Source organism: Ornithinibacillus proteolyticus (assembly GCF_039581225.1).
Classification (GTDB): domain Bacteria; phylum Bacillota; class Bacilli; order Bacillales; family Amphibacillaceae; genus Ornithinibacillus; species Ornithinibacillus massiliensis.
On record NZ_JBCPXV010000016.1, the window covers coordinates 13,422 to 39,715 of the forward strand.

The 26,294-nt window shown below is 39.3% G+C and carries 23 protein-coding genes and 1 riboswitch; of the genes, 4 read left to right on the top strand and 19 right to left on the bottom strand.

The genetic code is table 11. The features are described 5' to 3' along the window. Nucleotides 1–113 precede the first annotated feature (113 nt). Nucleotides 114–908, bottom strand: coding sequence for an RDD family protein (locus AAIB49_RS09385; RefSeq protein ID WP_343457916.1), 795 nt, complete (start codon nucleotides 906–908; stop codon nucleotides 114–116). Nucleotides 909–1,076: 168 nt separating this feature from the next. Between AAIB49_RS09385 and AAIB49_RS09390 the strand changes: the two genes are divergently transcribed. Continuing rightward, nucleotides 1,077–2,054, top strand: a complete 978-nt coding sequence (locus AAIB49_RS09390; protein WP_343457917.1) for a stage II sporulation protein M — start codon at nucleotides 1,077–1,079, stop codon at nucleotides 2,052–2,054. On the opposite strand, the gene AAIB49_RS09395 is transcribed toward AAIB49_RS09390, so the two are convergent. The 7 genes from AAIB49_RS09395 to AAIB49_RS09425 form a co-directional block, all read right to left on the bottom strand. After that, nucleotides 2,032–3,390, bottom strand: coding sequence for a DUF58 domain-containing protein (locus tag AAIB49_RS09395; RefSeq protein ID WP_343457918.1), 1,359 nt, complete (start codon nucleotides 3,388–3,390; stop codon nucleotides 2,032–2,034). The two genes, AAIB49_RS09390 and AAIB49_RS09395, sit on opposite strands and share 23 nt — an antisense overlap. Beyond that, nucleotides 3,341–4,270, bottom strand: a complete 930-nt coding sequence (locus tag AAIB49_RS09400) for an AAA family ATPase (protein ID WP_339212934.1) — start codon at nucleotides 4,268–4,270, stop codon at nucleotides 3,341–3,343. The genes AAIB49_RS09395 and AAIB49_RS09400 overlap by 50 nt, the downstream gene beginning before the upstream one ends. Beyond that, nucleotides 4,267–5,391, bottom strand: a complete 1,125-nt coding sequence (locus tag AAIB49_RS09405; protein ID WP_343457919.1) for a DUF4350 domain-containing protein — start codon at nucleotides 5,389–5,391, stop codon at nucleotides 4,267–4,269. Before AAIB49_RS09405 ends, AAIB49_RS09400 begins: the two co-directional genes overlap by 4 nt. 15 nt (nucleotides 5,392–5,406) lie before the next feature. After that, nucleotides 5,407–6,048 carry a DUF4129 domain-containing protein gene (locus tag AAIB49_RS09410; protein ID WP_343457920.1) on the bottom strand — a complete coding sequence of 214 codons (642 nt, stop codon included), beginning with the start codon at nucleotides 6,046–6,048 and terminating at the stop codon, nucleotides 5,407–5,409. Nucleotides 6,049–6,072: 24 nt separating this feature from the next. Next, complete coding sequence (locus AAIB49_RS09415; protein WP_339212929.1) at nucleotides 6,073–6,987, bottom strand: hypothetical protein; 915 nt, start codon at nucleotides 6,985–6,987, stop codon at nucleotides 6,073–6,075. Between the two features lie 373 nt (nucleotides 6,988–7,360). After that, complete coding sequence (locus AAIB49_RS09420; protein WP_339212927.1) at nucleotides 7,361–7,831, bottom strand: GyrI-like domain-containing protein; 471 nt, start codon at nucleotides 7,829–7,831, stop codon at nucleotides 7,361–7,363. 55 nt (nucleotides 7,832–7,886) lie between these two features. Beyond that, the gene (locus AAIB49_RS09425) at nucleotides 7,887–8,915 is read right to left on the bottom strand and encodes a MerR family transcriptional regulator (protein ID WP_343457921.1); all 1,029 of its coding nucleotides are present in this window, start codon (nucleotides 8,913–8,915) and stop codon (nucleotides 7,887–7,889) included. A gap of 119 nt (nucleotides 8,916–9,034) precedes the next feature. Here AAIB49_RS09425 and AAIB49_RS09430 point away from each other — a divergent pair, with 119 nt between their 5' ends. Together AAIB49_RS09430 and AAIB49_RS09435 are read left to right on the top strand one after the other, a co-directional pair. Then, complete coding sequence (locus AAIB49_RS09430) at nucleotides 9,035–10,285, top strand: hypothetical protein (protein WP_343457922.1); 1,251 nt, start codon at nucleotides 9,035–9,037, stop codon at nucleotides 10,283–10,285. A gap of 929 nt (nucleotides 10,286–11,214) precedes the next feature. Further along, nucleotides 11,215–11,997, top strand: coding sequence for a TerC family protein (locus AAIB49_RS09435; RefSeq protein ID WP_343457923.1), 783 nt, complete (start codon nucleotides 11,215–11,217; stop codon nucleotides 11,995–11,997). Between the two features lie 122 nt (nucleotides 11,998–12,119). Here AAIB49_RS09435 and AAIB49_RS09440 read toward each other — a convergent pair whose 3' ends face one another. From AAIB49_RS09440 to AAIB49_RS09470, 7 genes are all read right to left on the bottom strand, one after another. Then, on the bottom strand, nucleotides 12,120–13,163 hold the full coding sequence (locus tag AAIB49_RS09440; RefSeq protein ID WP_343457924.1) for a ribonucleotide-diphosphate reductase subunit beta: 1,044 nt from the start codon (nucleotides 13,161–13,163) through the stop codon (nucleotides 12,120–12,122). Then, nucleotides 13,144–13,563 (bottom strand): flavodoxin, encoded by a 420-nt coding sequence (locus AAIB49_RS09445; RefSeq protein ID WP_339217898.1) that lies wholly within the window; start codon nucleotides 13,561–13,563, stop codon nucleotides 13,144–13,146. Before AAIB49_RS09445 ends, AAIB49_RS09440 begins: the two co-directional genes overlap by 20 nt. Before the next feature lie 2 nt (nucleotides 13,564–13,565). Next, nucleotides 13,566–15,788: a ribonucleoside-diphosphate reductase subunit alpha gene (locus tag AAIB49_RS09450; RefSeq protein ID WP_343457925.1), complete on the bottom strand. Its 2,223-nt coding sequence runs from the start codon at nucleotides 15,786–15,788 to the stop codon at nucleotides 13,566–13,568. A gap of 130 nt (nucleotides 15,789–15,918) precedes the next feature. After that, nucleotides 15,919–16,104: riboswitch (cobalamin riboswitch) on the bottom strand. A gap of 160 nt (nucleotides 16,105–16,264) precedes the next feature. Beyond that, on the bottom strand, nucleotides 16,265–18,229 hold the full coding sequence (locus tag AAIB49_RS09455) for an FtsX-like permease family protein (protein ID WP_343457926.1): 1,965 nt from the start codon (nucleotides 18,227–18,229) through the stop codon (nucleotides 16,265–16,267). Continuing rightward, nucleotides 18,222–18,989 carry an ABC transporter ATP-binding protein gene (locus AAIB49_RS09460; RefSeq protein WP_343457927.1) on the bottom strand — a complete coding sequence of 256 codons (768 nt, stop codon included), beginning with the start codon at nucleotides 18,987–18,989 and terminating at the stop codon, nucleotides 18,222–18,224. Before AAIB49_RS09460 ends, AAIB49_RS09455 begins: the two co-directional genes overlap by 8 nt. Nucleotides 18,990–19,100: 111 nt before the next feature. Next, complete coding sequence (locus AAIB49_RS09465) at nucleotides 19,101–20,111, bottom strand: sensor histidine kinase (RefSeq protein WP_339212912.1); 1,011 nt, start codon at nucleotides 20,109–20,111, stop codon at nucleotides 19,101–19,103. Nucleotide 20,112: 1 nt separating this feature from the next. Then, nucleotides 20,113–20,784, bottom strand: a complete 672-nt coding sequence (locus tag AAIB49_RS09470) for a response regulator transcription factor (RefSeq protein WP_339212910.1) — start codon at nucleotides 20,782–20,784, stop codon at nucleotides 20,113–20,115. Nucleotides 20,785–20,923: 139 nt separating this feature from the next. On the opposite strand from AAIB49_RS09470, the gene AAIB49_RS09475 reads away from it, so the two are divergent. Further along, complete coding sequence (locus AAIB49_RS09475; RefSeq protein ID WP_343457928.1) at nucleotides 20,924–21,643, top strand: NAD-dependent deacylase; 720 nt, start codon at nucleotides 20,924–20,926, stop codon at nucleotides 21,641–21,643. Between the two features lie 592 nt (nucleotides 21,644–22,235). On the opposite strand, the gene AAIB49_RS09480 is transcribed toward AAIB49_RS09475, so the two are convergent. From AAIB49_RS09480 to AAIB49_RS09495, 4 genes are all read right to left on the bottom strand, one after another. Then, nucleotides 22,236–23,030 (bottom strand): ABC transporter ATP-binding protein, encoded by a 795-nt coding sequence (locus tag AAIB49_RS09480; RefSeq protein WP_339212906.1) that lies wholly within the window; start codon nucleotides 23,028–23,030, stop codon nucleotides 22,236–22,238. Nucleotide 23,031: 1 nt separating this feature from the next. Beyond that, on the bottom strand, nucleotides 23,032–24,012 hold the full coding sequence (locus AAIB49_RS09485; RefSeq protein WP_211741083.1) for an ABC transporter permease: 981 nt from the start codon (nucleotides 24,010–24,012) through the stop codon (nucleotides 23,032–23,034). Between the two features lie 127 nt (nucleotides 24,013–24,139). Then, the gene (locus AAIB49_RS09490; RefSeq protein ID WP_343457929.1) at nucleotides 24,140–25,120 is read right to left on the bottom strand and encodes an ABC transporter substrate-binding protein; all 981 of its coding nucleotides are present in this window, start codon (nucleotides 25,118–25,120) and stop codon (nucleotides 24,140–24,142) included. A gap of 159 nt (nucleotides 25,121–25,279) precedes the next feature. After that, the gene (locus tag AAIB49_RS09495) at nucleotides 25,280–26,293 is read right to left on the bottom strand and encodes an alpha-ketoacid dehydrogenase subunit beta (RefSeq protein ID WP_343457930.1); all 1,014 of its coding nucleotides are present in this window, start codon (nucleotides 26,291–26,293) and stop codon (nucleotides 25,280–25,282) included. Nucleotide 26,294: the final 1 nt, after the last annotated feature.

Genomic DNA, 26,294 nt, shown 5'->3' on the forward strand with positions numbered 1-26,294 from the left:
TCTGGCCTTTTTTAGTTTAATAAAACCTTTTATCAGGTACAGATAGATCATATAGATTCTCAAGAATTTCGCTTTTAAGTTCTACTAGCTCATCGTATTGATAATATATCTATTCATGACAGCTCATATTCCCACTCTTCTCTAGCAATCACATAAAGGGTTAGAAGAATATTCTCCCGCTCGGTAATAGGCTTACCATCAATGGCTATCCCTAATCTCGGAAGTAGCTTCTCTGCAAGATGGTTGGTAAGTTGTGCTCTTTGCACTACACTTACATTCAGGAATTTTCTACTGTAAGCTCGTAATAATTCCCATTCTTTATTTCCTATCGCACGCAATGCCCAGTCCTCAAGTTGCAAGCTATCCTTAGTTAGGCCACGTCTGGCAATTTCCTTATCTATTCTTGAGGTTCTTTCTTTTTTTACACCTCGCTCATGTACTACAATCGTACCAGCCACAATATCACCAAGCCGCTTATGTTTTGAATGAAAAAATACAAACATCATTCCTACAAAATAGCCAGTAGGTAGCATATCGATGATACGAAGGAGGTTTCTAATTAAACTAGATAAAAGTGTTAGACTATGACCATTTTCTTGGATGGTACGAATTCCTAGCCACTTTTTCCCAAGTGTTTTCCCACTGAAGAAATATTCCGCAAAAAAGAAGTAACCCCAGTTAATAACAAATACGATAGTAATTGCGATTGCAATTGGTAGCCAAGAATCCGAAAAGTAAAACATATCGGATAGGTTAGCGATGATGAAGATAAGATAGATGAGAAGATTAGTAACCATGATGAGCGCCTGGTCAATTAACATTGCAGCTGCACGACTACCTAGTCCAGCAACCTGATATTGAAGGGAAACAAATTGAGGTGTTTTTATTTCGACTTGTCCTTGATTCATCTTAATCCTCCTGTTGATGTTTCACTATTCTTTAAATTATAATTATAAACAAAGGAAATAATCTAATTAATGGATACATCACAGCCTCCCGTGATTGTGACAGAGCATTAATTCTATTATCTTTGTACATAACGTAACCAACAACCGTTCAGAAAGAAGGTTCTCTCTTTGGATATAAAACAATTTATTAAGCTCCATCGTGAGGAATGGAGACAGCTTGAGCAATATATCGGCCTATTAAGTAAAGGAAGAAAAAATGTGACGAGTAAGACGATTACCGAGTTTGATAGTCTTTATCAAAAGGTTAGTCAGCATCTATCGTATAGTCAGACCTATTTCCCTAATGAGGAAATTACCTTTTACATTAATGAGCTAGTCGGTAAATCTCATAACCTATTATATAAAAACCAAGTGACCAGCGGGAAACAGATTCGCGACTTTTTTTCCAAAAAGTTTGTCGGACTGTTATATGAGCAATGGAAATTCATCGTAGTTGCCGCTTTATTATTCTTCGCTGGTGGGCTTGCTGGCTTTCTTGCAATTGCTGATGATCCACTTCATTTATATTCTGTTCTTCCAGCAGAGGTCTCACAAAGTGTGGATCCGGAACGATTAGGTGAGGGGCACGAATCTGTTGATTCCTCCCTGATGTCAGCGGAAATCATGACCAATAATATACAGGTTGCCATTCTCGCATTCGCCAGCGGAATTACATTTGGTCTATTAACTGTATATTTAATGGTTTATAACGGCCTTCTTGTTGGTGCATTGGCTGGACTGTATTGGCATTATGATATGTCCTATGAGTTCTGGGCTTATATCGTACCACATGGTATGGTCGAATTAACCGCTATCTTTATTGCAGGTGGTGCCGGTCTCCTGATGGGGTATAAGCTCTTTGCTCCTGGTGCATATTCAAGGGGCTACCAGTTAAAATATCACGGAAAACGGTCCGTACAGCTTTTCCTAGGGACCGTTCCGCTGTTCATAATTGCTGGTATTATTGAAGGCTTTATCACACCCGCTGCTATTTCACTCGAAGCAAAATACATCGTAGCTGGAATCACCGTAGTCGGTATGATTGCTTACATCGCCCTAGGAAAAGTTCTACTTCATCCAAAACCTAAAGTAGGCCTTGATTCATAATCTGGATGTAATGGGAGACGGCATCTGTTGCTAGCCGCTCTTCCTTTGCTTCCACCATCAAAAATCCTCGCTTCTCCCATTTCACCTTTTGACGTTTCTTATATAGAATCTGCTGTTGAGCGACACCTTTGATCATGGCTTGATTTACATCATTCGGATTTTCTTTTGCCCGCTTTACTAACAACTCATCTTGTATTGTAACTAAAAGGAATAGATGACGTCTTTTAATTCCTTCAAAGTAGCCTAACGTGCGGTCTTCTTGAAGAAATGTTTGCATATCACTAAACAAGAGAATTAAACTTCGCTTTTTCTGTACTGCTTGTAAATAGTTTAATGCTTGAACATAATTCGATTCAACTGCATCCACCTTCAAATCATAGATTGCATGAAGTATCTTTTGTAATTGGGCCATCCCTTTATCTGGTGGTACAAAGACGGAAACATCTTTGGAGAAAGCAATCACGCCAACATAATCTCCATTACCAAGTGCAGCTGCAGCAACCGTAATGGAAGCTTCTAATGCCCTTTCCAGCCGATTCGCACTTTTCAATTCTGCCCCCATCATCCGTCCACAATCAATAAGTAGCATCACATGTTTTCCATGCTCTGGTTCAAATTCATTTGTCATGACAGACTGTAATTTAGCTGTCTGGCGCCAATTAATCTTTCTCGGGTCATCACCTACGACGTAATTACGTATTTGAGAAAATTCCCCTACACCACTTTTCCGTTTGCGAATTTTCATTCCTTCATGCATCAGATAGTGCTGGGCATCCTCCAAATACTTCTTCGTTTCCGTCAAATCCGGGATGACTTTAACCTCGTCTATGATTTCCTGAGCGGTTTGCTTCTGCCATAGTCCATAGGCGCTATAATAGCGCACATAGATTTTTTTCAACTCGTATAAACCGCGTACTGGGGCGATTACGTCATATGTTAAGGTTGTCGTCCCTGTTCCGGTTACTTCTCCCTTTAGCGGAAGTGAGGCTTGAAAGGATTGTGGTGCCCCATCAATCAATTGCATATTACAGCTTAAATCAGACTCGTTTCTCACTTCGATTGCTACCTTATATGGAAGGCCTCTTTCTAATTGCTGTGAAATGACCCTTGTAAATTCTAGTTGGCTTCGTTTTGGTGTAAAACATAAATCCAGTAAACTAGCTAGTAATACGAATACATTTAGTAGTATTACAGAGGTCCAGGATAGGCCAACAAGTGTTAACAAGATAATGATTAGGGAAAGGATGGCATATCCGACCAGGAACCTTCTTGTTGGTACAATCCCTCTATCTTGGAACAGGAACCGAGCCCACAAGTTCTTCAATAACTTGGTCAATGTTCACTCCCTCCAATTCCATATGAGGAGATAGCTGAATACGGTGTCTTAATGTAGGTTTAGCAATTATTTTGACATCGTCTGGTGTCACATAATCACGTTCTGATAAATAAGCCCAAGCCCTAGCAACCTTACCTAGTGCAATTGCAGCACGAGTACTTGCTCCAAACCGAATCGACTCCGTATCTCTTGTACGACGAACAATTTGCATGATATAGGATAATACGTCATCACTTAATGTAACAGCTTCAATCTCCTTACGAATGGCGAGAAATGTATCCATATCCATAATAGATTGAACCTCATCGATAAAGGTTTTATTTTCAAGTACATTTAATAAAACATTCGTTTCTTCTTCTAAAGAAGGAAATTGAATAAATAGCTTTAATAGAAAACGATCCTGCTGCGCTTCTGGAAGTGGATAAGTTCCTTCAAATTCAATTGGATTCTGCGTAGCCACTACAAAGAAGACCTCCGGCAATGGGTATGTCTCTCCCTGAATGGTAACCTGCTTTTCCTCCATCGCTTCTAACAGTGCGGCCTGTGTCTTAGCCGGGGTACGATTAATTTCATCCGCTAATAACACATTAGCAAAGATTGGACCCTTTAACGTCTGAAATGTACTATCCTTCATATTGTAGATCGTACTACCTGTAATATCGCTTGGTAGTAAGTCTGGTGTAAATTGAATTCGATTAAATTCTCCGCCCAAAAGGTTTGCAAGTGTTTTTACCATTTGTGTTTTACCTGTTCCTGGTACCCCCTCGAGAAGTACGTGGCCACCTGATAATATGGCAGATAATAGTAGGCGTAGATTCGTAGATTGCCCTAAAATACGTTTTTCATAGTTTTCTATTAAGGTTGTTAATTCATTTCTCATTCTGCCTCCACCTCTTTCCGTAAACGATCCATTCGTTTTGACCATAATAAGTATTCTTGCTTTGTTATATTCTTTCTATGAAGAACTGCCTCTATCTCACTAAAAAAGGAGGTCCATTCATCATCTTTTATCAAAGGTAGCTTGACAGCTAATACTTCCTCTAAGTCCTTCCATTCTTTTTGGTAGGAAATTCCCCATTTTTCCCGAAGTAATAAGCGTAAATAATCCGCTTGGCTATTCAAGGATTCCATATATGCCTTTCCTCTTTTATACCAGGCAGCTAGTGCTGTAATATGTTCATCACTAAAGCGAACATATTCCTCCCTTGGTGTCCGAATTGACCCAAATCGTTTCCCTTTATAAAGAAGCCACAATAGTGTAAAGAGAATAAGCTGGAAAGCTGCTACAAGTAGCCACATTGGATAAATGTCGTGCATTGCCTGAGATTTTAATGATCGATGGGTGTATTCATCAAAACGAATCTCCTCCCACTTCTCTTCACCTAATAGGCTTAATACAACATCGAGATTATTCGCTTCTAAAATATAGTGGTTCGTCAGCCAGTCCGGTGAATTTACTGCTATTAAATTTCCATTACCATATGAACGTTTTATTGCGATGACTCCTTGATCATCCTGCAATAGTATTTCATCGTTATTTTCCGGTAATATCCGTGTTTGTGTGTTCATGGTAGCTTCATATTCCGAACCAGAAGCATCTTCCATTATCACCGTTTCTCCCTCTACCATTCCATAGGTTGTACTTATTCCAAACATACCCTCCAAATTATTCTTGAAAAGAAGAATGGTATTTCCTGCTTCCATAAATGAAACATACTCATTCATGACAGCTTGATCTGAAATTAAGGTCGGCTCCACCATGAGGAGAAGCTGGTTTTCTTCCTCCACTAGTTGACTTGGTGATTCTTCCCACCGTTCAACGGAATCGATATTTTCATTTAAATAGGTATAAAAGCCTTTTACCCCGGTTGGAGATGGTGATGTCGATAAATAGGGCGGATATTCCTCCAATTTATTAGAACCGAAAACAAGACTAATGGCGATGAAAATAATTAAGAGTACAAAGAGCCAGCCCCATGTCTTCGTTATTGATTTTTGCAATATTGAGTGCCTCCCTTAGCCTTCTTCTTGTTTCTGTTCCGATGTTAAAACCCAACGCAACACGGATGATTTATAGGATTGATAGGATGCGCTATCTACTGGCTGCTCTCCATATACAACGTCATCAAAAATCCGGGCCAGCTTATAAAAGCTTTCAGCTCGACCCTTCTCCAGCTGTTTGATTTCCTCAAAATATTCCCAGTTTGTTTTTGAAATTCTTGCTTCAACATAGCCTCTTTCATGAAAATTAAGTAATAATGCTAAGAATAAATGTCGAGTTGCTACTTGAAGGTTGCCATTTTCCTCTTGTTTTTCCGCTTCCGATAAATGTTCTACATAAGACCAGTTCTTCTCCTGCTTACGATAGAGCTGACGATCACGATAATGAAGTTTTCTCCGGTAATGCCTAAGTAAGAAGAAAATAGCAAGGAGAACTAGCATGATTACAAGTATCGCTATAACAATTACTAATCCCGTAGCAAACCCATTAGACGCTGATATGGATCCAAAGATTCTGGATAGTAGCTCGTTGAACCATTCCACTACTGAATCCCACCATCGTTCTAGGAACCCGCGATTATCCTCATAATACTTCAAGTATTCTTCGGTATTTACTATTTCTTCTATTTTCTCTCTTGCTTGATCCAAATCAGTCATTTTTTATCACCTTAAGGTTAGGGATTATGGTTTAGTAGTTTCATAGTTATCAATCATTTCCATTAAGTCATCCCCATCATTTCGTAGCTTTAAGTCAAAATAGATTAACCCATAGCCTACAGAGAAGAACATCATGGTAATGATTGAAATGATATCGACAAGTATACTGTACAGCACACTATAGCCTAAAAGCAGTGTCAAGATTACTTCAAATACGGAACTTATTATCATCGAAATAAGAGCAATTACAACAAGTAAGCCAAAGGTTCTCCAAAAGTTCTTTCTTGTTAATTGCCAGCTTCTACCTAATCCAGGGGCGCACGGTTCCAATACGACAGCAGGTAGATAAAGTCCCCATCTAGTTAGTAGAAAAGCAACAACTACTGCTGCAGCTAGAAATAACACAACTCCCATAACTATCCCGATAATCGGATCAACCATTAAACCTACTGTTGCGATCATGACAATAATGAAAGTAGGGACGAAAATCAGTCCAAACCCGATAACACCGAATAAGAGTGAGCTACCAACAATCGGCCAAAATCTAGTAAGTGACTCTTTAAGAAGCGATCCGGCAGTAAATTCTTCTTGTCTTCTTTTTGCGTCTATCGCGAGTATGACCGCGGCAGTTGCTAATGGGTATAATACAAGTCCTCCAAGACCAATAATTATCGTACGTAAGTCGTCAAAGACAGTAGTGGTACCATATAATGCCTCATCTACCGTATTAACTAGCCGGTCTAAAAAGGTGGAGCCACTTGCCATATCACGAAAGAAGCTCGTTCCTGATACTAATGAAAGTAGTGCATCTAAAAGAATCAGTGGACCTACCATAATGAGGAAAACTAGAAAAAAAGTCGAAAAGTTATTTTTACTTATTCTAAACGTTTGGTCTAGTACTGTACCAAAGCTCTTCGGTCGTGAAAAATGTTCCTCCATACGCGCCCTCCTATATTTGAATTGCGAAAATATTTACATATACTTCTTATTTTACCATTATACGTTATTTTTTCGAGTGTTTAATTTTAGTTAAGTTGTTGTTAATTACAGTTTCAAGCTGAATTTTCCGGATTAGCGTACGGTTATTGCTTTTCAAGCTGAGAGAAATAGGGGGAGATCGCACTATAATTCCGATAATGTTTTGATATTGATTACCTGCCAATGAAGCAATTATATTCTAGGAGAGGGCTGATCTAGGGACTAGACACAACTGTTCCGGTATACAACAAGTTTGATAAGGTCAATTACTTTTCCCGTCGCTGAACAAAAAAAGCCTCATAGGGGAAATCAAACCCATATGAGACATCTTTTTTTACCGATTAATTGGAATATGGATGGTGAGCCTTGGTCGTTCATTAATGGGATGATAATCTGAGGGGTAGATTTCGACATGCTCTAAATTAATTTCGTCATTTGCACGATATCCATTTGATTCGATCCAACCATATATGTTCGTGTATGATCCATTCACCTCTTCTTCTGCTGTATGCTCATAGGACGCATAAGTTAAGGCAGGAACCGTTATTTGCTCCATCCCTTCCGGTAGCTGCCCATTTGAATCTGGCACTTTACAACATAAGTAATAGGTAAAGCCCTCTGAAGTGACATCATATGAAAGTCCTATTATTTCCGATTTATCCGCATCTTGAGGAAGCTCTCCTAATCGTTCACGGAATTCCTGCATAAAGGTTCTAATCTCTCCCGCTTGAGCTTGTTTAAAAGTCCCCTTCCAACACACACCAACCGCCGTAAACGCTTCTAGTTCTGTAACGAAAATACCCATCCAATCCCTCCATAGCCGTTATTTCCCTTTATCATAAAGTTATATTAAGAAGATTTCAACTATAAGCGTAAATCAGACCCAATATACGGTTAATCTGTATCGCTTCTACTTTATAGCCGTTTTGTTTTAGCCATTCTACTAGTAGTGATTGATTCGCATAATATTCATCTTCAATGGAATCCACCGCAATATGATTGCCAGCCTTCAGGAATTGGTTTAACACATTTTTTCGATGTATTTCATCTTGAAACATCAAATCAACAATACCAATTTGGCCATTAGGTTTTAGCACTCGTTTCATTTCTTTAAGGGCTAACAGCTTTTCTTCATCTGGAAGATGGTGTAAAGCATAGCTAGAAACAATAGCATCGACAGACTGATCCAATAATGGTAAAGCGAGAAAATGTCCATTTCGAGTCTCAATAGTTGGATGTTTTTCCTTACATTTCTCTAGCATTTTCTCTGACTGATCTACTCCTATCACCTTGTGGTTAGGAAGAAATTTTGCCCCTAAATTTCCTGTACCAATTCCAATATCAGCTACCACACTACAAGAACCTAGCTTCACTTTCTCGACTACAGCTTGAAGTCCTTCATCATAGCCTTCATGTACATTAAATACATGTCCTTCCTTTTTAATATGGTCATCATAATCCTTGGCTTGCTCGTTAAAATTCCATCGGTCTTGCCATTTCCCTCGGATTTCCTTCATATTCTTTAAATGAGCTGCTAGCTGATGAATCGCTTCAATCGAATCATTCTTCCAATTTTGCTCCAGCATTTCATCAATCGTCTCTATCATATCCCTCATCTCTAACCACTGTTCAAAAAGAGCCGATCGTTGAATGTCAAGATATTGTCTAATACTTAGATTAGGATCTTCTAGTATCGTTTTGATATCTTGCACAGCCACTCCTATCTCTCGTAATGCTAGAATCGTGCTTAATCTATAAAGGTCACTTTCCGAAAAGTAACGATACTGATTTCCCTCATCCTTCTTTGGTGTAATTAACCCCTTTGCTTCATAAAAGCGAATCGCCTTTGGTGTCGTATTTAAATACATTGCCGCTTCCTTGATTTGCATCATAAAACCCCCTCTTTATTCCACTATAAACGTTACCCTAAGGGGAAGGTAAAGAACTTTTTTTAAATAATGCAAAACCTCTGTTATAATGTTAGCGAACCCGAAAGTGAGGTAATACGATGAACGAGCATGTAAAAGAAATAGCGAATAAACTTCAGCAAGAATATGGCTTGGAGCAGTATGTTTTAAAACGTGAGCATATCTTCTCGGAAACAACACAGGAGAATCAGACGAATTACATACTCTCTTTAGAGTGGTTTCCAGTTCATCAGTCCGAAGAAAATGAAGAATATAATCCAGAGGGAACTGCAGTATTAGAGGTCAACCTTCATACGAACGAACTTAAACAGCTAATTTTCGTAAACGATGTATCCTATGCAACAGAAGGCATTTTCCCTCCTCCCGAAATAGAATCGGTGATTGAATGGGTGGAGGAAAAGACCGGGATGATGTTCGGTAGACAATTTAAGCTTGATTATGAAGACGGGACGGCATTTAGTTTCCAAGCTACAGTAGACAATATTGCCGTAGCACCTTCTGGTAATATCGATATTACCTTCAATGAAAACAATCAGCTAACACAGTTTTCAATAGATGGCGTTTTTCCTTCCGAAGAAGATATCGATTGGGAGCCCTTCTCCTTAATGAAAGAGGATTTAATGGAAAACATCAAGCAACAGCTAAAATTGATAGAAACACCAATTGAGGAAGAAGAAAAGTGGCTAAAGGTTTGGACAATGGATACAATTTTTATTCGTAATGATAAATCCAACATCATTTTACCTGCCTCCCTTTATCAAATAGATACTTATAAGGAGTTAAACGTACTCTTGGAATGGGCTAGCACTAGCCAAAGAGATTTCACACCTCAAGAGATTGATTTCTCTACAGAAATCTCTTACGAAGATGCAATGGCGAAAGTAAGGGTGAACCCATTAACAGACGATGAAATACAATCCACAATGGAGGAAACGAAAGACTTTTTGAGCAATCTTTATCCAGACGATTCTGGTAAGTGGACACTGACCGGTATGTACCCAGAAGGTAACTATATCATTACAGAATTAAAAATGGCAGCAAGCACACCATTAGATAGAAAATTAAAAGTAATTATCTCAAGAGATAGCTTACAAACAGCTAATTACTGGGATAGCAAGCTTTTATTTGAAGTGTTCGAATCCTATGCAAAAGCTGAAGATGTCACTATTTCACGTGATGAAGCATTCGACAAAATAATCAAACACGTGGAATTAACTCCTGTTTATGTAAAAGATCCTAATTCGGATTCCTATCACCTATGTGGAAAGCTTGACTGTGAAGTCGTTGTCATTGGCACTACTGGAGAAGAAGTACCAATTTTCCAGTTTTAAAGGATTTTAATCTCTTAGCGGATTTGTAGGCCTTCTTAATGTAGGAGGGCCTTTTATTTTTGGGGTAGGATTGAGGGGAGCGGTTAGCTTTATTTGCTGATGGTGGTTCTCTGTTACCTCCTTTGGCTTCTTATCCTCATAAAGGGCTCTGATGATGCTTCTCTGTTACCTTCTTCAGCTATTTCTACTTAAAAAGGGCTCTGATGACGTTCCTCTGTTACCTTTTTCAGCTTCTTTTCCTCATAAAGGGCTCTGACGACGCTTCTCTGTTACCTTTTTCAGCTTCTTTTCCTCATAAAGGGCTCTGACGACGCTTCTCTGTTACCTTTTTCAGCTCCTCATCCTAAAAAAGGGCTCTGACGATGCTCCTCTGTTACCTTTTTCAGCTCCTCATCCTCAAAAAGGGCTCTGACAGCACTTCTCTGTTACCTTTTTCAGCTTCTCATCCTAAAAAAGGGCTCTGACGACGTTCCTCTGTTACCTTTTTCAGCTATTTCTACTTAAAAAGGGCTCTGATGGCGCTTCTCTGTTACCTTCCTCAGCTTCTCATCCTAAAAAAGGAGTCCTCTGCCAAACCCAAGCTCAACTCACCTTCCATAATTTACATCATTTTGGAATATCATCTTGGAATAAATGCATGTAATCGTTTCAAACTAGTGTTAGGTAAGGGCCACTCACCCGATGGTTAGATCATGTATTGACATATATTCGAATTAATGATTAAATTAACTTATAATTTCAAAGGGGAGTAGCTTTAACAGTTATGTCGTCATTTCAGAGTATCTTGAATACTCTCGGCATTTCTGGCAACTCGGTGTTGTTAGCAAGACCTTTGCCGATTTGGTAAAGGTCTATTCTTTTTTAGAGGCCTTTACCATTTCAGGTGGTATTGAGCCTCTATTTTTTATGTTGGAAGGGAGAAAACTAACATGGAGTCAATTTGGTTAGAGTATGCCTGGACCCTGTTAATCTTGATTGGGTTAGAAGGGATCTTGTCTGCTGACAACGCACTCGTATTAGCTGTTATCGCAAAACATTTACCTGAAGATCAGAAAAAGAAAGCTATTAACTACGGTATTTTAATGGCATTCATATTCCGATTTGCTGCATTATTTGCTATATCCTTTATAGCTAATGTATGGCAAGTGCAAGCAATCGGTGCCGCTTATTTGATTTATTTAGGTTTAAAACATGTGATTCAAGATCATTTCGTTAAACCTAAAGGGGATAAAAAGGATCTGGAGAAGGAATCGGTTGGAAAAGGTTTTTGGCCGACTGTAGGTAAAATTGGTTTAGCTGACTTAGCATTTGCTATCGATTCAATTCTTGCTGCTGTTGCGTTAGCGATTGTTTTACCAGAAACAGGCCTAGGTCATTTCGGTGGAATGGATACTGGTCAATTCCTTATTGTCGTAGTGGCAGGTATTGCTGGATTAGTATTGATTAAATTTGCAGCTGGCTGGTTTGTCCAACTATTGGATAAACGACCAGGTCTAGAAACGGTCGCATATCTAATTGTAGCTTGGGTTGGGGTAAAACTTGCTGTTATTACATTAAGTCATGATAAAGTACACATCCTACCACACGATTTCCCACATAGCACAGCATGGACTTTTGTGTTCTGGGGAGTACTATTAGCAGTAGCTGTAATTGGATGGTTTGTATCCGGTAAAAAAGGTAATAAGGATAAAGAAGTATCTACTGAAGCTTAATTATTATCATTTCTCGAGGTTAAAAACGTGGATAACACCCACACAATACCATTAAATTTAAAAAACTCGTACCACTCATTCATGGTACGAGTTTTTGTATGGAACGTAACAAGCCTTCACTTTTACAGATCATCAAACCCATTTAAATCACTTGTTTTCGTGTACTGTCTTGATTTCTGCTCAAAGAAATCGGTTTTTGTCCCATCAATATTATCTACATATGCACGAATCCACTTCATTGGGTTTTCCACATTATCTGGATATATTTCGCTTAACCCGAGTAATCGGAGCATTTTATTGGCACGGTATTGAATATAGCCTTCCATTTGCTTCAAGTCCATGCCATCCACATCGGAAAGGACATAGTTCGACCATTCCATTTCCATATCCACTGCGACTTTAAATTCTTGATATACCCAGTCAATGAATTCTTTATTATTATGCTCTGGGTACTCCGCTAGTGTTGCCCGGAAAAGCTCCGAGATAAACTTGCCATGTTCTAGCTCGTCTCGATTGATATAGCTAATCATCGTCGACGTTCCTACCATCTTATTTTCCCTTGCAAGATGATAGAAAAAGGCAAATCCTGAGTAGAAGAATAACCCCTCTAAGAGCGATGTGTACACTAATGTCTTCAATATATTTTCCACAGTTGGATTCTCTACAAATTCATTATAGCCTGTAATTAACCGTTCATTTCGTTTTAATAAAATCGGATTCTTTCTTCCTAATTCGAATGCTTCATTCTGTTCTTTCAGTGTCACAACTGAAGAAAGCACATAAGAATAGCTTTCATTATGAACAGCCTCCTGCTGTGAAATCACCGCTAAAATGGACTGTACAGATGGATCTGTTGCATATAAGGATAATAACAACGCTGTCCTTGTTTGCGGGGCATCCAAGGTAGATAACAGACCAATTACTTTTAAGTAAGCATCCTGTTCTGCTTCTGTTAACATCGGAAATTGCTTTACATCAGAAAACATATTAATTTCATCTGCTTGCCAGTAATTCCCTACTAATCGCTTGTACATTTTATACCAATGTGGATACTTAATATCATTCCAATTGAGGATGCCACTGGATTTGCCACCAAATACTTTAGTCGCCTTATTCGGATTACGCGGCTCCATTGTTTTTGCTTTCTCAAGCAATACGTCTGACATACTGTAAAACTCCTTCCAGCCAACGGTCAATTTTGATTTCCTGTGAACCTCTAGGTGATTGCTCTATTTTTAACCCTTGCCACTTGCTTTCGTAAAATCGTGTTAGTTTATCAACAGCTTGGCAGAAGAACGGAAACTGTGTATCGCCTGTTCCAAACACCGCAATATTATCCGGTTTATAGCCTATTTCTAACACAAAGTCTTTTACCTCATCTGGTGTACTCCCATTATCCCAAGTGAAGGTCCCCATAAACATGACATCATAGTGACTTGGGTTGATCGGTGGATCAATGCCAATCCGATGCATGTCCACCGATGCTCCCTTAGCTATAAGCTTCTTCTGAATCAATTCTGCTGTTTCTTCTGTGTTGCCACTATAGGATAAGTATGCTATTAACATTCTCAACTTGAACACCACTCACATTCTTCCACATCATTGGATGTCGATCTCACATAATAAGTCGTCTTTAATCCTTCTCTCCATGCTTGAAGATGTAAATCAAGTAGTATACTCGCACGGATAGTATTTGGAACGTATAGATTAAAGGAGATACTTTGATCTATATGCTTCTGACGTGCAGCATTTTGCTTAACAGACCAACGTTGGTCAACGATGTAAGCGGAACGACGGTACACATCATATGTGCGATGATCTAATTCCGGTGCCGTCATCGGTATTTTAAAGTCCTTTTTCTCCTCATAATAAAATGGCTTGAAAATTGGGTCGATACTTGCTGTAGACCCAGCAATTAATGCGGTCGTAGAGTTCGGTGCGACTGCCATGAGATAACCATTACGAATACCATTTTTCATGACAGAAGATTTTAATTCCTGCCATTCCTCGCTCACATAGCCTTTTTCATCAAAATAAGTCCCTGTACTCCATTTACTACCAGCATATGCAGGATAACTTCCTTTTTCCTCACTTAGTTCCATACTGCTTCTAATCGTTAAGAAAGCAATTTGTTCATAAAGTTCATCAGCTAGCTGTACTGCTTCCTCGGATTCCCAGGCAATATGCTTTTTCGCTAATAGGTGGTGCCAACCAAAAGTCCCTAGACCGATAGCACGATATTTCTGATTGGTTGCTTGTGTCTGTAAAAGCGGCAATGTATTAATGTCAATAACGTTATCAAGCATCCGTACTTGAATTTTAATGAGTCGCTCTAGTATTTGATCCGGGACAGCCTTCCCTAAGTTGATTGAGCTTAAATTACATACAACAAAGTCACCTGGTCTATAACGCTTGATTAAATAGCCATTCTCATCGGTAAATTCTTCTAGAAATTCTGTTGGTGATTGGTTTTGCGTAATTTCCGTACATAAATTAGAACAATAAATGATTCCATTATGATTATTGCTGTTTTGACGATTTACTTCATCACGGTAAAACATAAATGGTGTACCTGATTCTAGCTGAACCATCATAATTCGTTTCATAATCGAGATTGCAGGTACTTTCTTTTTGGTAAGCTGATCATTTTGAACACATTCTTCATATTTTGTTCGCCATGTACCATTGCCTTTTTCTTCGTCATAGAAATCTTCTAAGGAATATCCCATTACCTCACGAACCTCGTGTGGATCAAATAAATACCAGTCACCACGTGCTTCTACCTGCTCCATGAATAAATCAGGTAAACAAACACCAGTGAAAATATCATGTGCCCGCATGCGGTCGTCCCCGTTGTTTAATTTAAGATCTAAGAACGCCTCAATATCCATATGCCAAACATCTAGATAGACAGCGATAGCTCCTTTTCGTGTACCAAGCTGATCCACACTCACTGCGGTATTATTTAATTGCTTTATCCATGGTACAACACCACTAGACATCCCTTTAAACCCTTTAATAGAGCTTCCTCTAGCACGAATTTTCCCCATATATACACCGATTCCGCCACCATTTTTGGAAAGCTTGGCAATATCAGTATTACTGTCATAAATCGATTGCAGACTATCATCAACCGTATCAATAAAACAGCTTGATAATTGCCCGTGTGTTTTACCAGCATTTGCAAGAGTTGGCGTAGCAACTGTCATATATAAATTACTTAATGCCCAATACGCTTCCAGTACAAGATCCAAACGTTTACTTTTATCTTCATCCTGCATCAAATGCATCGCGATTACCATCCAACGCTCTTGTGGTAATTCATATGTATTCTTATCATGATCTGTTGCTAAGTAACGATTTGCAAGTGTATATAGACCTAGATATGTAAATTGTAAGTCTTTTTCGTAATCCATATTCCCAGCTAATGTAATAATTTCATCTTTTGTATACTTTTCCAGTAAGCTCGGTGTATAGATTCCTTCTTGTATCAGTAGTTCAAGGAGTTGATAAAAATCTCCATATTTTAAGGAAGGACTATATTGACGGTTTTTAGCTGCATGGTAGTATAGTTTTTGTAAGTATAGTCTACTAGCTACAAAAGTCCAATCCGGATTGGCTTCATCAATATTTTCTAACGCTCTTCTGATGAGTACATCTATCGCTTTATCAGTTGAATAGTCATCAGGAATGGTTACATCGAATTCAGATATGTTGATTTTTAAGCGTTTTGTAGCAAAGTCTATCACTTGCTCTAGATTCACTTTACTACTTGGTTCTACTGTTATCATAATAATCCTCCTATAAATCAAATAAAAAACCGCTCACCCGAGGGATGAACGGCATAGAAAAAACGACAGAATCCATACAAAATCTATGTATATAATCCATCGTTTCATGCTCTTTCAACCCGAAGAAAAATGAAACTATAAGTTAATGGCAGGTCTCCTGGCTTGCGCTTCATTCTACTAAAGTCCTTCCCATATCTTTCCATGAATCGATATAGTGGATATCTTGTTCGTCGGCACTTACAGTTGCGGGGACAGCTCTAGACTTTCACTAGATTCCCTATTAAGACATGTGTGTCACCATTACTTACGACACTATATATGGTATTAATTTACATCATCATCACAATATATTGTATTATTACCCTATCATAGTTTAATAATTTTTGCAATCCTATTCTTGCTAGATTTCTAGAATTCATATAACCAAAATACCCTATGAACCTTCTCATCCATAGGGTATCCAGCATGTAAAATTTTTAATTTTTACTTACAATGCGATAATATTCTCTCGCTGTTAACAGATAGACAAGCAAATATAATACAGCAAAAATAATAATAACACCAGCTGTACACATAGCAAATAATCCCACGTTCGTTAAATTTAGAGCTTCCAGTAATTTCGTAATGACATTGAAAGCAAATAAAATATGGACTACTGCAGCAAATAACGGTAGGAAAAACACTAATAATACTTGACTGCGAATCGATTTCTTAATTTCAGCCTTGCTTAAGCCAACTTTTTGCATGATTTCAAAACGGTTCTTATCCTGGTATCCTTCCGAGATTTGCTTATAGTAAATTATTAATACCGTCGCCATGATAAATAGGGTACCTAAGAATATCCCTAAGAAAAATAGTCCCCCATATAGTGAGTAAAATATCTCTTTACTTTCCTCGGCACCTTCTGCGTGCCCAACCATTTTTGCAGCTTTTAATTTCTCAGTCAATTGACCTGGTAAGGCAATTTCATTATCTACGTCGCCATCTACATCGAACCCATAGTATACGTTGTAGCCTTCAGCATCAGTAGGATCGAGCTCACGAATGGTTTCTTCATCAGGAACAATGACGAAATTAAAGCTATCCAAAATCATGGCTGAAGCAATTCCATCTACCTGTAGATCAGGTAACTGCTCTTTTATGGTAAACGTTTGGTCAAACATCGTAATCGAATCTTGGATTTCTTCACCTCTAAAGGTGTATAAAAGCACTTCATCTTCAGCTAATTGCTCTGAACGATTTTCCATCCGATTATACTCACTTAAGGGAATGAGGACTATCATGCCTATGTCAGCACCGTAACCCATTCCAGCCCCACTTACGAATTCATTACCATTTTTGATTACTTGAAGTTCCTTATAGTAATAGTAATGTGGTTTTTCAATTGTTAGTGCAAGATCATTTGCCCCTTCCTGAATGAGTTCTTCCATTACTGCTAAATCTTCTGGTTGAACATCATACGCGGTAACGGCAATTTCTTTTGGATAACGATTTTTAATTAACTCCTCCATCCCGATATATAGGCAAACCGTTGACGATAACATAACAAGAACCATCGTAGATAGTACGCAAATGTTTGCCAGTCCAACCGCATTTTGTTTCATTCGATAAATCATTCCAGAAACACTAATAAAGTGGTTTGTCTTGTAATAGAACGACTTGTTCTTCCGAAGCATTTTGAATAATGCTATAGTACCTGCAGTAAATAAAGCATACGTTGCAATAATAACGAGTAATACAGCTAGAAAGAATTTGTTAAGAGCAGCTAAAGGTGACTCGGTCGCTAAAGCAATATAGTATCCAGTTGATAGTGCGATAATGCCTATTAGTACGATTAACCACTTTGTCTTTGGCTCTTTCTCGCCAACTTCTCCTCCCTTAAGTAGCTCAATTGGCTTAGACAAGTGAATATGCCTTAAGTTGTTTAACAAGGTTAGCAAAAATATCACACTAAAAAGAATGACCGTAATAAGTAATGGTTGCATAGAGATTACTGTGGAAAACGGTATTTCAAAGGTTAATAGCTTCATAAGTAATAAAAACATTAATCTGCTGACCACAATTCCTGTTATTAAACCTACTACTAGACTGAATACAGCTACATAGAAAGCCTCCCAAGTAATCATTTTTGCAATATGTTTTTTCTCCATCCCTAGAATATTATAGAGGCCAAACTCTTTTTGTCGTTGTTTTGTTATAAAGCTGTTTGTATAAAATAGAAAAATCACCGAGAATATGCCAATAATATAACTACCTAAAGTGAGCAATAATTGGAGAACCTCTACTCCCGGTATTTCTTCTAACCCCTGGTTCCCACTAATAAAAACCATCATGTAAAACATCGCAATCGTGCCAATACAGGTTAGGATATACGGAATATATGTTTTTCTATTCTTTTTCAAATTATTCCATGCTAACGTTGGATAGAAAAATCTACTCATATTCCACACCGCCTGTTGCGATAACATGGAGGGCATCTGATATTTTTTGATACATTTCCTCGTTCGTTAACGAGCCCTTATAAATTTGGTGAAATACGGTACCATCTTTTATAAAAAGAACTCGTTTTGCATGGCTTGCCGCTTTCGTACTATGGGTTACCATAAGCACTGTTTGCCCTTCATCATTGATAGTTGTAAACATTTTTAGTAAATCATCCGATGCACGGGAATCGAGTGCCCCTGTTGGCTCATCAGCTAAGATCAGCTTTGGATTAGTAATTAAAGCTCTGGCTACTGCTGCTCGTTGCTTTTGCCCTCCAGACACTTCATATGGATACTTTTCTAATATTTTGGTGATCCGTAGCTTTTGAGCAAGTGGTGTTATACGACTGCGCATCTCCTTATATGATTTACCAGACAAGACTAAAGGTAAGAATATATTATCTTGAATGGAGAACGTATCCAGTAGATTAAAATCTTGAAACACAAAACCAAGATTCCCTCGTCTAAATGAGGATAGTTGTTTATCTTTGATAGTAAGAATGCTTTTGCCTTCTAATAGCACATTCCCACTTGTCGGCTTATCTAAAGCTGCCAGGATATTTAATAGGGTCGTTTTTCCTGATCCTGACTCCCCCATAATTGCCACATATTCCCCCTCCTCAACGGAAAAGGATACATCGGTTAGTGCCTGAACATGATTACCCCCGAAACGTGTCGTATACACTTTCTTTACATTATTCACTTCAAGTATCGTCATTTCTTATTACCTCCACGTCTTATTTCATGCTCAGTATACCAACCATCAAACCGCGTTAGACATCGCTTTTGCTTACAATTCTGGTAGCAACCTTACGATAATGTAAGGTAACTATTCGATTTCAATATTAGCGGTTTTTAAATCGATGGACACTTTGGTGCCTTGTCCAATTTCTGACTCCATTTTCATTTGGTGGGAGAGTTTGCTTGTAATTTGCTTACACATATATAATCCAAGTCCCGTAGATTTCTTAAACATCCTACCATTGAAGCCGGTAAAGCCTCTATCAAACACTCGCGGTAGGTCCTCTGCCCGAATCCCAATCCCAGTATCTTGTATTACGAGCGTTTTTTCCTCGTTAGGATCCATATAAATGGAAACAGAACCTTCCTTCGTATACTTCAGGGCATTCGATAGAATTTGCTCAATGACAAAGAGAAGCCACTTTTCATCTGTTAGTACGTGACAGTTCAGTTCATCGAAATGTAAGCTAATCTTCTTTCGAATAAACAGCTTTGCATTTTTCCGAACCGCCTGCTTTACGATATCATCCAAGCTATATTCTCTCAGCTCTAAATCAGAGGACATCGTATCCAAGCGGAGGTATTGTAATACAAATTCCACATATTGTTCTATTTTAACTAGCTCCATTGATAATTCTTGGTGATGCTCCATTTCCTCTGTCTGTAAGATAAGCCGCATGGCCGCAATTGGTGTTTTAATTTGATGGGTCCATTGGGTAAAATACTCAATTAAATCGGTATGGCTACTATCGGCTCTATGCTTACTATCCATATTTTCTTGATAGAGAAGTTGGATGATCTCCTGGTATGTTGCCTCCAACGTATCTTGAGGTGTTGGTAGCTGTTCCAATTTTACCGTGATAGTGTTATGCAGTTCCTTAAGCTTGTGATAATGTTTATAAAACTTGGCAAAACCAATGACCAAGACAACGATTCCGATATAGAAACAAAGTACGGCAGAATAGATTACCGGTTCTAGAGATTGGTTGTATAAATAATTTACAAAGAAGAAAATAAGGGTAATGAGTAAAAATAGGACGATATAAAACTTTCTATACTTTATGTACTGAAGAAACAATTTAAATTTAGATTGATTCATCTTATTCCACCAAATATCCTATCCCTTTTTTTGTTATGATAAAGTCGATGAGACCTACACGCTCTAACTTCTTTCGTAGTCTCGTAACATTTACGGTAAGTGTATTATCATCGATAAAGCTATCTGTCTCCCAAAGTCTTGTCATCAAGGCATCCCTAGAAACGGTTTTCCCCTTACTCTCTAATAAAAACTGTAGTATTTTTAACTCGTTTTTAGTCAGATCTATCTTTTGACTATCATAGGTCAGTGTCCCATCACTTACATTCACAATAGCACCTTTATGCTGAAGCAAATTCGTTTGCCCAGTAAAATCATACGTTCTTCTCAACATTGCTTGTACTTTGGAGGTTAGGACATTTAAGTCAAATGGCTTGGAGATAAAATCATCCCCACCCATATTCATAGCCATGACAATATTCATATTGTCAGATGCAGAAGAGATAAAAATGATTGGTACTTTGGATACTTTACGAATCTCACTGCACCAATGAAAGCCATTGAATGATGGTAGTGAAATATCTAGTAAAATTAATTGCGGATCTATTGAAACAAATGATGCCATAACATCATGAAAGTCGGTTATATATTCTACTTCGTATCCCCAAGATGTTAAATGCTTTTTCATTGAACGAGCGATTGTCATATCATCTTCTACAATTAGAATTTTGTACATAACAGATTTTCCCTCCCCTATTCCATCGTTTCTAAACTAATTAAAAGTATACAACGTAGTCCCAGATTATCCCAATAGAATTGGAAGTTGGTAGGTTTATTCAGTAAAATAATAATAAATAGGTGAGGATGGTGAACCGATGGAGAACATAGTTGATTTAATTCGCTCTGCTTCTTATACACTCTTTTTTACTGGTGCTGGCATGTCCACGGAAAGCGGACTTCCTGATTTCCGCTCAAAGGATAGAGGATTATGGTCCAAATTTAATCCAGATGAACTAGCGAATGTCCAAGCATTAGTGCATAACTTTCAGGAATTTACGGAATTCTACCAATTCCGCCTTCGAGAGATAACAAAATACAAGCCACATGAAGGGCATCATATATTAGGCCGCTGGGAGCAGCAAGGACTTGTTAATGGCATCATCACACAGAATGTCGATGGCTTTCACCATGATGCTGGGAGTCATAATGTGATGGAGCTTCATGGAACATTTCGGAAGTTTTTCTGTAATCAATGTAAACGAGAGCAGGTCAGAGAGCGGTATATCAATGGGGAGCATCATTGTGCGTACTGTAATGGTCCCGTTCGACCGGGAATTGTCCTTTTTGGTGAAATGCTTCCAGAGGATGTTTTCTACAAGGCGGAGATAGAAACAAGTAAAGCCGATTTATTTATTGTCTTAGGCTCCTCATTGACGGTGAGCCCTGCTAATATGTTCCCCATGCTTGCAAAAGAGCACGGTGCAAAGCTAGTTATTGTAAATCGTGAGCCAACACCAATGGATCATTATGCTGATTATATTGTCCGGGATAAGAGTATTCGGGAATTTTTAGTTGAGGTGGAAGAGCGGTTGTAAGTAGGAGGGGTGTGGGGATTTGATTCGCGCGGGGGGCTCCTGGTTCGCGCGGGATTCCCCTAAATTCGCGCGGGATTCCTCCCGATTCGCGCGATACTCTTCCTGATTCGCGCGGGATTCCTCCAAATTCGCGCGGGACTTACCTAAATTCGCGCGAGATTCCTCCTGTCGCGCGATTTTTCCACTGACTCGCGCGTTTTTCTCCCTTGCTCGCGCGAGTTTCTTCCTTGCTCGCGCGAGTTTCTTCCTTGCTCGCGCGATTTCGCGCGAGGTCACCCTGATCCGCGGGAGATTCTCCCTGGTTCGCGCCGGATTCCTCCTGATTCGCGCGGGACTTACCTAAATTCGCGCGAGATTCACCCTGATTCGCGCGGGACTCCCCTAAATTCGCGCGAGATTCCTCCTGTCGCGCGATTTTCTCCTTTGGTCGCGCGATTTTCCTCCGGGCTCGCGCGATTTTCTCCCTTGCTCGCGCGGAATTCACGAGCCCCCGCGTTCTCCACCCAAAAAACGCACAAACTACTCCTCTCTCCATACAACTAATCTAACACCAAAAAAAACAGGAGCGAATGATGCTCCTGTTCTACTTGAATCACCCCAAAACGGCGCGGTCACTTTCAAACTGTGCTCCGCGTATTCGTTGGAATTCCCTTAATAAATCTTCAATTGTTAGGTTTTGTTTCTTTTCATTGTTAATGTCTAAGATTATTTGGCCTTTATCCATCATGATTAATCTGTTCCCTAAATCAAGTGCCTGTTGCATATTATGGGTAACCATTAAAGTGGTGAGCCCATGTTCTTCTACCACTTCCTTCGTTAAGGTTGTGATTAGTTGTGCTCTTGATGGATCGAGGGCTGCTGTATGCTCATCAAGTAATAAAATCTTTGGATTTGTGAAGGTGGCCATTAATAAGGATAATGCTTGGCGTTCTCCCCCTGATAATAGCCCGACTTTCGCATTTAAGCGGTCTTCTAATCCTAGGTTTAGTGTTTTTAGATGCTCTTTAAAGTCTTCTCTACGCTTTTTGGTTACTCCCCGTCTTAGTTTTCTTTTCCGAATTCTCGAGTAGGCCATCGCTAAGTTTTCTTCAATCGTCATAGAAGGTGCCGTACCTGCCATAGGATCTTGAAACACGCGCCCAATGTATGCCGACCGTTTATATTCTGGAAGCAGTGTTACATCTTTATTCCCAATGACCACTTCCCCGATATCTGGCATGAGATTACCTGATATTACATTCATTAAGGTTGATTTTCCAGCACCATTACTGCCAATTACAGTGACAAAATCTCCCTCTTCTAATGTTAAATTAATTCGTTGTAATGCTTTCTTCTCATCGGGGGTACCTTCATTAAATGTTATTGCGACTTCCTTTACATGTAACATATTAAGCCCCCTCCTTTAATCCACTTATGGCGGCACGTTTTTTGATTCGCCGCTTCTTTTCCTTATGAGCTTGGAGTATTTTCGGTGTAATTAATGCAACGATGACAATAAATGCCGTAATCAATTTCATATCACCGGTATCTAAAAAGTCTACGCGAAGTGCTAACGCAACCACGATTCGGTACACAATTGCACCACCAATTACGGCGATTGTTGCAATTGCAATAGTCTTCTTACCAAATAACGCCTCCCCGATAATAACCGAGGCAAGACCAATGACAATCATCCCAATCCCCATCGAAACATCTGCAAAACCACCAATTTGCGCAATCAATGCTCCACTAAGTGCTACCATAGCATTGGAAATGCCGACTCCTAACACGATTAAATTATCGGTATTAGCTGATAGACTTCTAATCATTCGTTTGTTGTCTCCGGTTGCTCGTAATGCTAATCCTACTTCCGTTTTTAAAAAGGCATCCGTCAATAATTTTATTACTAACGTTACGATTATCATTACGAGTACAATAACCCATGTTGCTGGTGCACGTCCTGACATAATGGCTGTCCATATTCCATTGAAAAAACTATCCATACTAGCTGGCCAAATATCTCGAAGCTGTGAGAATATGGTTGGCTGATTATGCAAGGATACTGTCGGCTGCCCCATAATTCGTAGGTTTATAGAATACAAGGCAATCATCATCAAAATACCGGATAATAAAGCGTTTATTTTCCCCTTTGTATGCAAAAGGCCTGTTAAACAGCCAGCGATAAAACCAGCAATGATTGCAAGTAAGGTAGCCACGATTGGTGATACGCCGTTTACAATCGAAATGGCAGCAACACCTGCACCAGTTACAAAACTACCGTCTACTGTTAAATCAGGAAAATCTAATACCCGGAAGGTTAAATATACCCCTAAAGCCATAATGGCATAAATAATCCCAGACTCAACAGCACCAAATATCGATATAGCCACGATTCCTTTACCTCCTTTTCCACCTACTTACATAAAGTGGAAATAACTCACGCATTAGAATAGAGAAGCAGGCCAATAGCCTGCTTCCAAATGGGTCTCATTATCGGGTACATTGCTAACAAAATGATTACTGTGTCTCTTTAAATTGAGCAGTTGCATCCCATTCCGCATTCCACTCAACACCTTGCTCCTCTGCAGCATCTTTATTAATAAATAATTGAATTTCTGGCGGATACTCGGCTGGGATGTCTTTTGTAGACTTACCGTTCTTCAAAATTTCAACAGCCATTTCCCCTGCCCGCTTCCCAATTGAGTAATAATCAATTCCAAATGTAGCAAATCCACCCTTTTCTAAGGAATCTGGTTCCCCTACAACTAAAGGAATATCTTGTTCATTGGCAACCGCTACTACACTTTCCAGTGCAGATACGACCGTGTTGTCGGTCACAATATAGAATAAGTCAACGTCATTTACTAATGAGGTTGCTGCTTGTTGAACTTCAGATGAGTTCGCAACCGTACGTTCTACAAAGTTTAAAGAAGTTCCCTCACCAGCCGCTTGGACTGCATTAATTTGTGTCACAGAGTTCGATTCCCCTGCATTGTAAATCAATCCGACTGTTGAGTCTGGGAAGTATTGATCAATAAATTTCACTGTTTCTTGGATTGCTTCGGGATGTAAATCGGTTACCCCAGTAATATTTTCCCCTGGTTCATCCATTGCTTCCACTAATCCTGACTCTACCGCATCTGTAACAGATGTGAAAACAATTGGAATATCCCGTGCATCTTTTGTTGCTTCCAGCGCTGATAATGCTGCAGGTGTTGAATTTGCAAAAATTAAATCCACATCATCTGCAACAAAGCCATCTGAAATTGGCTTTAAATTATTTTGATCTCCTTGGGCACTCCGAAAGTCATACTCCACTTCTAACCCGGCTTCCTCTAGCGCTGCCTGGAAGCCTTCATAGGCTCTATCCAACGATGGATGCTCCACTATTTGCGATGCACCAATTTTGTATGTATCACCGCTTCCACTTGTACCACATGCAGCTAAAACTACTACACTAATTAATGCTAAAACGATTAACTGAAGTCCTCTTTTCACTCTCTACTCCCCCTTAACCCTTCTAAACTTAAAGTATAATTTGAGAAATTATAACATACTGAAAACTTTAGTCAACCCTATTTTTTTGATAATTCATTCAATTTGTAAACGCTTACTATTTAGGGGGGGGAATTTCACTACGTTCCCTTAATTACCCCCCTAGAAATGAATTACCTTTTCAATAGCTTTTGTGATTCGCTCAGCTGTTGGTAAATAATGGTTCTCTAAGCTAAAAAACGGGACTGGGACATCAAAACCGGTAACCCTCTCCACAGGTGCCTTTAAATACAGGAAAGCTGTATCATTGATAATCGTAACGATATCGTTGCTAAGTCCACCTGTTCTTGGTGCTTCATGTATCACAACTGCTCGCCCGGTCTTTTGCACAGATTCAGCAATTAGTGCCTCATCTAACGGGTAAAGTGTACGAAGATCAAGTACTTCACATCTAATACCATCTTCACCTACTTGTTTTGCAGCCTTTTCAACTAAAGGGACCATAGCTCCCCATGTAATCAAGGTGACATCATTACCCTCGATACGCCTTTTCCCTTTCCCTATCTCAACCGTATATGCATCAACTGGTACCTCTTCCCGAAAGGAACGATAACTATGCATTGGTTCCATGTACAGCACTGGATCCGGATCCTCTACCGCTGCTATTAACAATCCCTTTGCATCATACGGTGTTGCCGGACAAACTACTTTTAGCCCTGGCATATGAGTAAATAAGCTTTCCGCACTATCCGAATGAATCTCCGGCGCTCTTACTCCAGCACCATACGGGGCACGAATGACCATCGGCACGGAATATCTCCCCATTGTACGCGAGCGAATTCGCGATACATGGGTCATAATTTGATCATAAGCTGGGTAGATAAAGCCCATGAATTGAATCTCTGCTATCGGTTTAAACCCATTAACCGCTAATCCGACAGATGTACCGATAATGCCAGATTCCGATAAAGGGGTATCGATGACACGATCTGTTCCAAACGCTTCCTGTAATCCATCGGTAGCACGAAACACTCCACCATTCTTACCAACATCTTCTCCCAAGATCAAGCACATTTCATCTTGCTCTAATACTGTCCTCATCCCTTCGTTGATGGCTTGAATCATTGTCATACTTTTCGTTGCTGTTTTTTTCGCTTCTGTAAAATCTGTTGTCATT

What these genes read in the sequence shown, in the direction of transcription:
- AAIB49_RS09460 (WP_343457927.1), bottom strand. Translation starts at nt 18,989, where the DNA reads ATGACGATACTTGAAGTGAATAATGTAAAGAAAGTGTATACGACACGT.
- AAIB49_RS09480 (WP_339212906.1), bottom strand. Translation starts at nt 23,030, where the DNA reads ATGTTACATGTAAAGGAAGTCGCAATAACATTTAATGAAGGTACCCCC.
- AAIB49_RS09385 (WP_343457916.1), bottom strand. Translation starts at nt 908, where the DNA reads ATGAATCAAGGACAAGTCGAAATAAAAACACCTCAATTTGTTTCCCTT.
- AAIB49_RS09410 (WP_343457920.1), bottom strand. Translation starts at nt 6,048, where the DNA reads ATGACTGATTTGGATCAAGCAAGAGAGAAAATAGAAGAAATAGTAAAT.
- AAIB49_RS09470 (WP_339212910.1), bottom strand. Translation starts at nt 20,784, where the DNA reads ATGTACAAAATTCTAATTGTAGAAGATGATATGACAATCGCTCGTTCA.
- AAIB49_RS09420 (WP_339212927.1), bottom strand. Translation starts at nt 7,831, where the DNA reads ATGGGTATTTTCGTTACAGAACTAGAAGCGTTTACGGCGGTTGGTGTG.
- AAIB49_RS09440 (WP_343457924.1), bottom strand. Translation starts at nt 13,163, where the DNA reads ATGTCAGACGTATTGCTTGAGAAAGCAAAAACAATGGAGCCGCGTAAT.
- AAIB49_RS09450 (WP_343457925.1), bottom strand. Translation starts at nt 15,788, where the DNA reads ATGATAACAGTAGAACCAAGTAGTAAAGTGAATCTAGAGCAAGTGATA.
- AAIB49_RS09455 (WP_343457926.1), bottom strand. Translation starts at nt 18,229, where the DNA reads ATGAGTAGATTTTTCTATCCAACGTTAGCATGGAATAATTTGAAAAAG.
- AAIB49_RS09465 (WP_339212912.1), bottom strand. Translation starts at nt 20,111, where the DNA reads ATGAATCAATCTAAATTTAAATTGTTTCTTCAGTACATAAAGTATAGA.
- AAIB49_RS09425 (WP_343457921.1), bottom strand. Translation starts at nt 8,915, where the DNA reads ATGCAAATCAAGGAAGCGGCAATGTATTTAAATACGACACCAAAGGCG.
- AAIB49_RS09400 (WP_339212934.1), bottom strand. Translation starts at nt 4,270, where the DNA reads ATGAGAAATGAATTAACAACCTTAATAGAAAACTATGAAAAACGTATT.
- AAIB49_RS09435 (WP_343457923.1), top strand. Translation starts at nt 11,215, where the DNA reads ATGGAGTCAATTTGGTTAGAGTATGCCTGGACCCTGTTAATCTTGATT.
- AAIB49_RS09430 (WP_343457922.1), top strand. Translation starts at nt 9,035, where the DNA reads ATGAACGAGCATGTAAAAGAAATAGCGAATAAACTTCAGCAAGAATAT.
- AAIB49_RS09445 (WP_339217898.1), bottom strand. Translation starts at nt 13,563, where the DNA reads ATGTTAATAGCATACTTATCCTATAGTGGCAACACAGAAGAAACAGCA.
- AAIB49_RS09495 (WP_343457930.1), bottom strand. Translation starts at nt 26,293, where the DNA reads ATGACAACAGATTTTACAGAAGCGAAAAAAACAGCAACGAAAAGTATG.
- AAIB49_RS09475 (WP_343457928.1), top strand. Translation starts at nt 20,924, where the DNA reads ATGGAGAACATAGTTGATTTAATTCGCTCTGCTTCTTATACACTCTTT.
- AAIB49_RS09415 (WP_339212929.1), bottom strand. Translation starts at nt 6,987, where the DNA reads ATGGAGGAACATTTTTCACGACCGAAGAGCTTTGGTACAGTACTAGAC.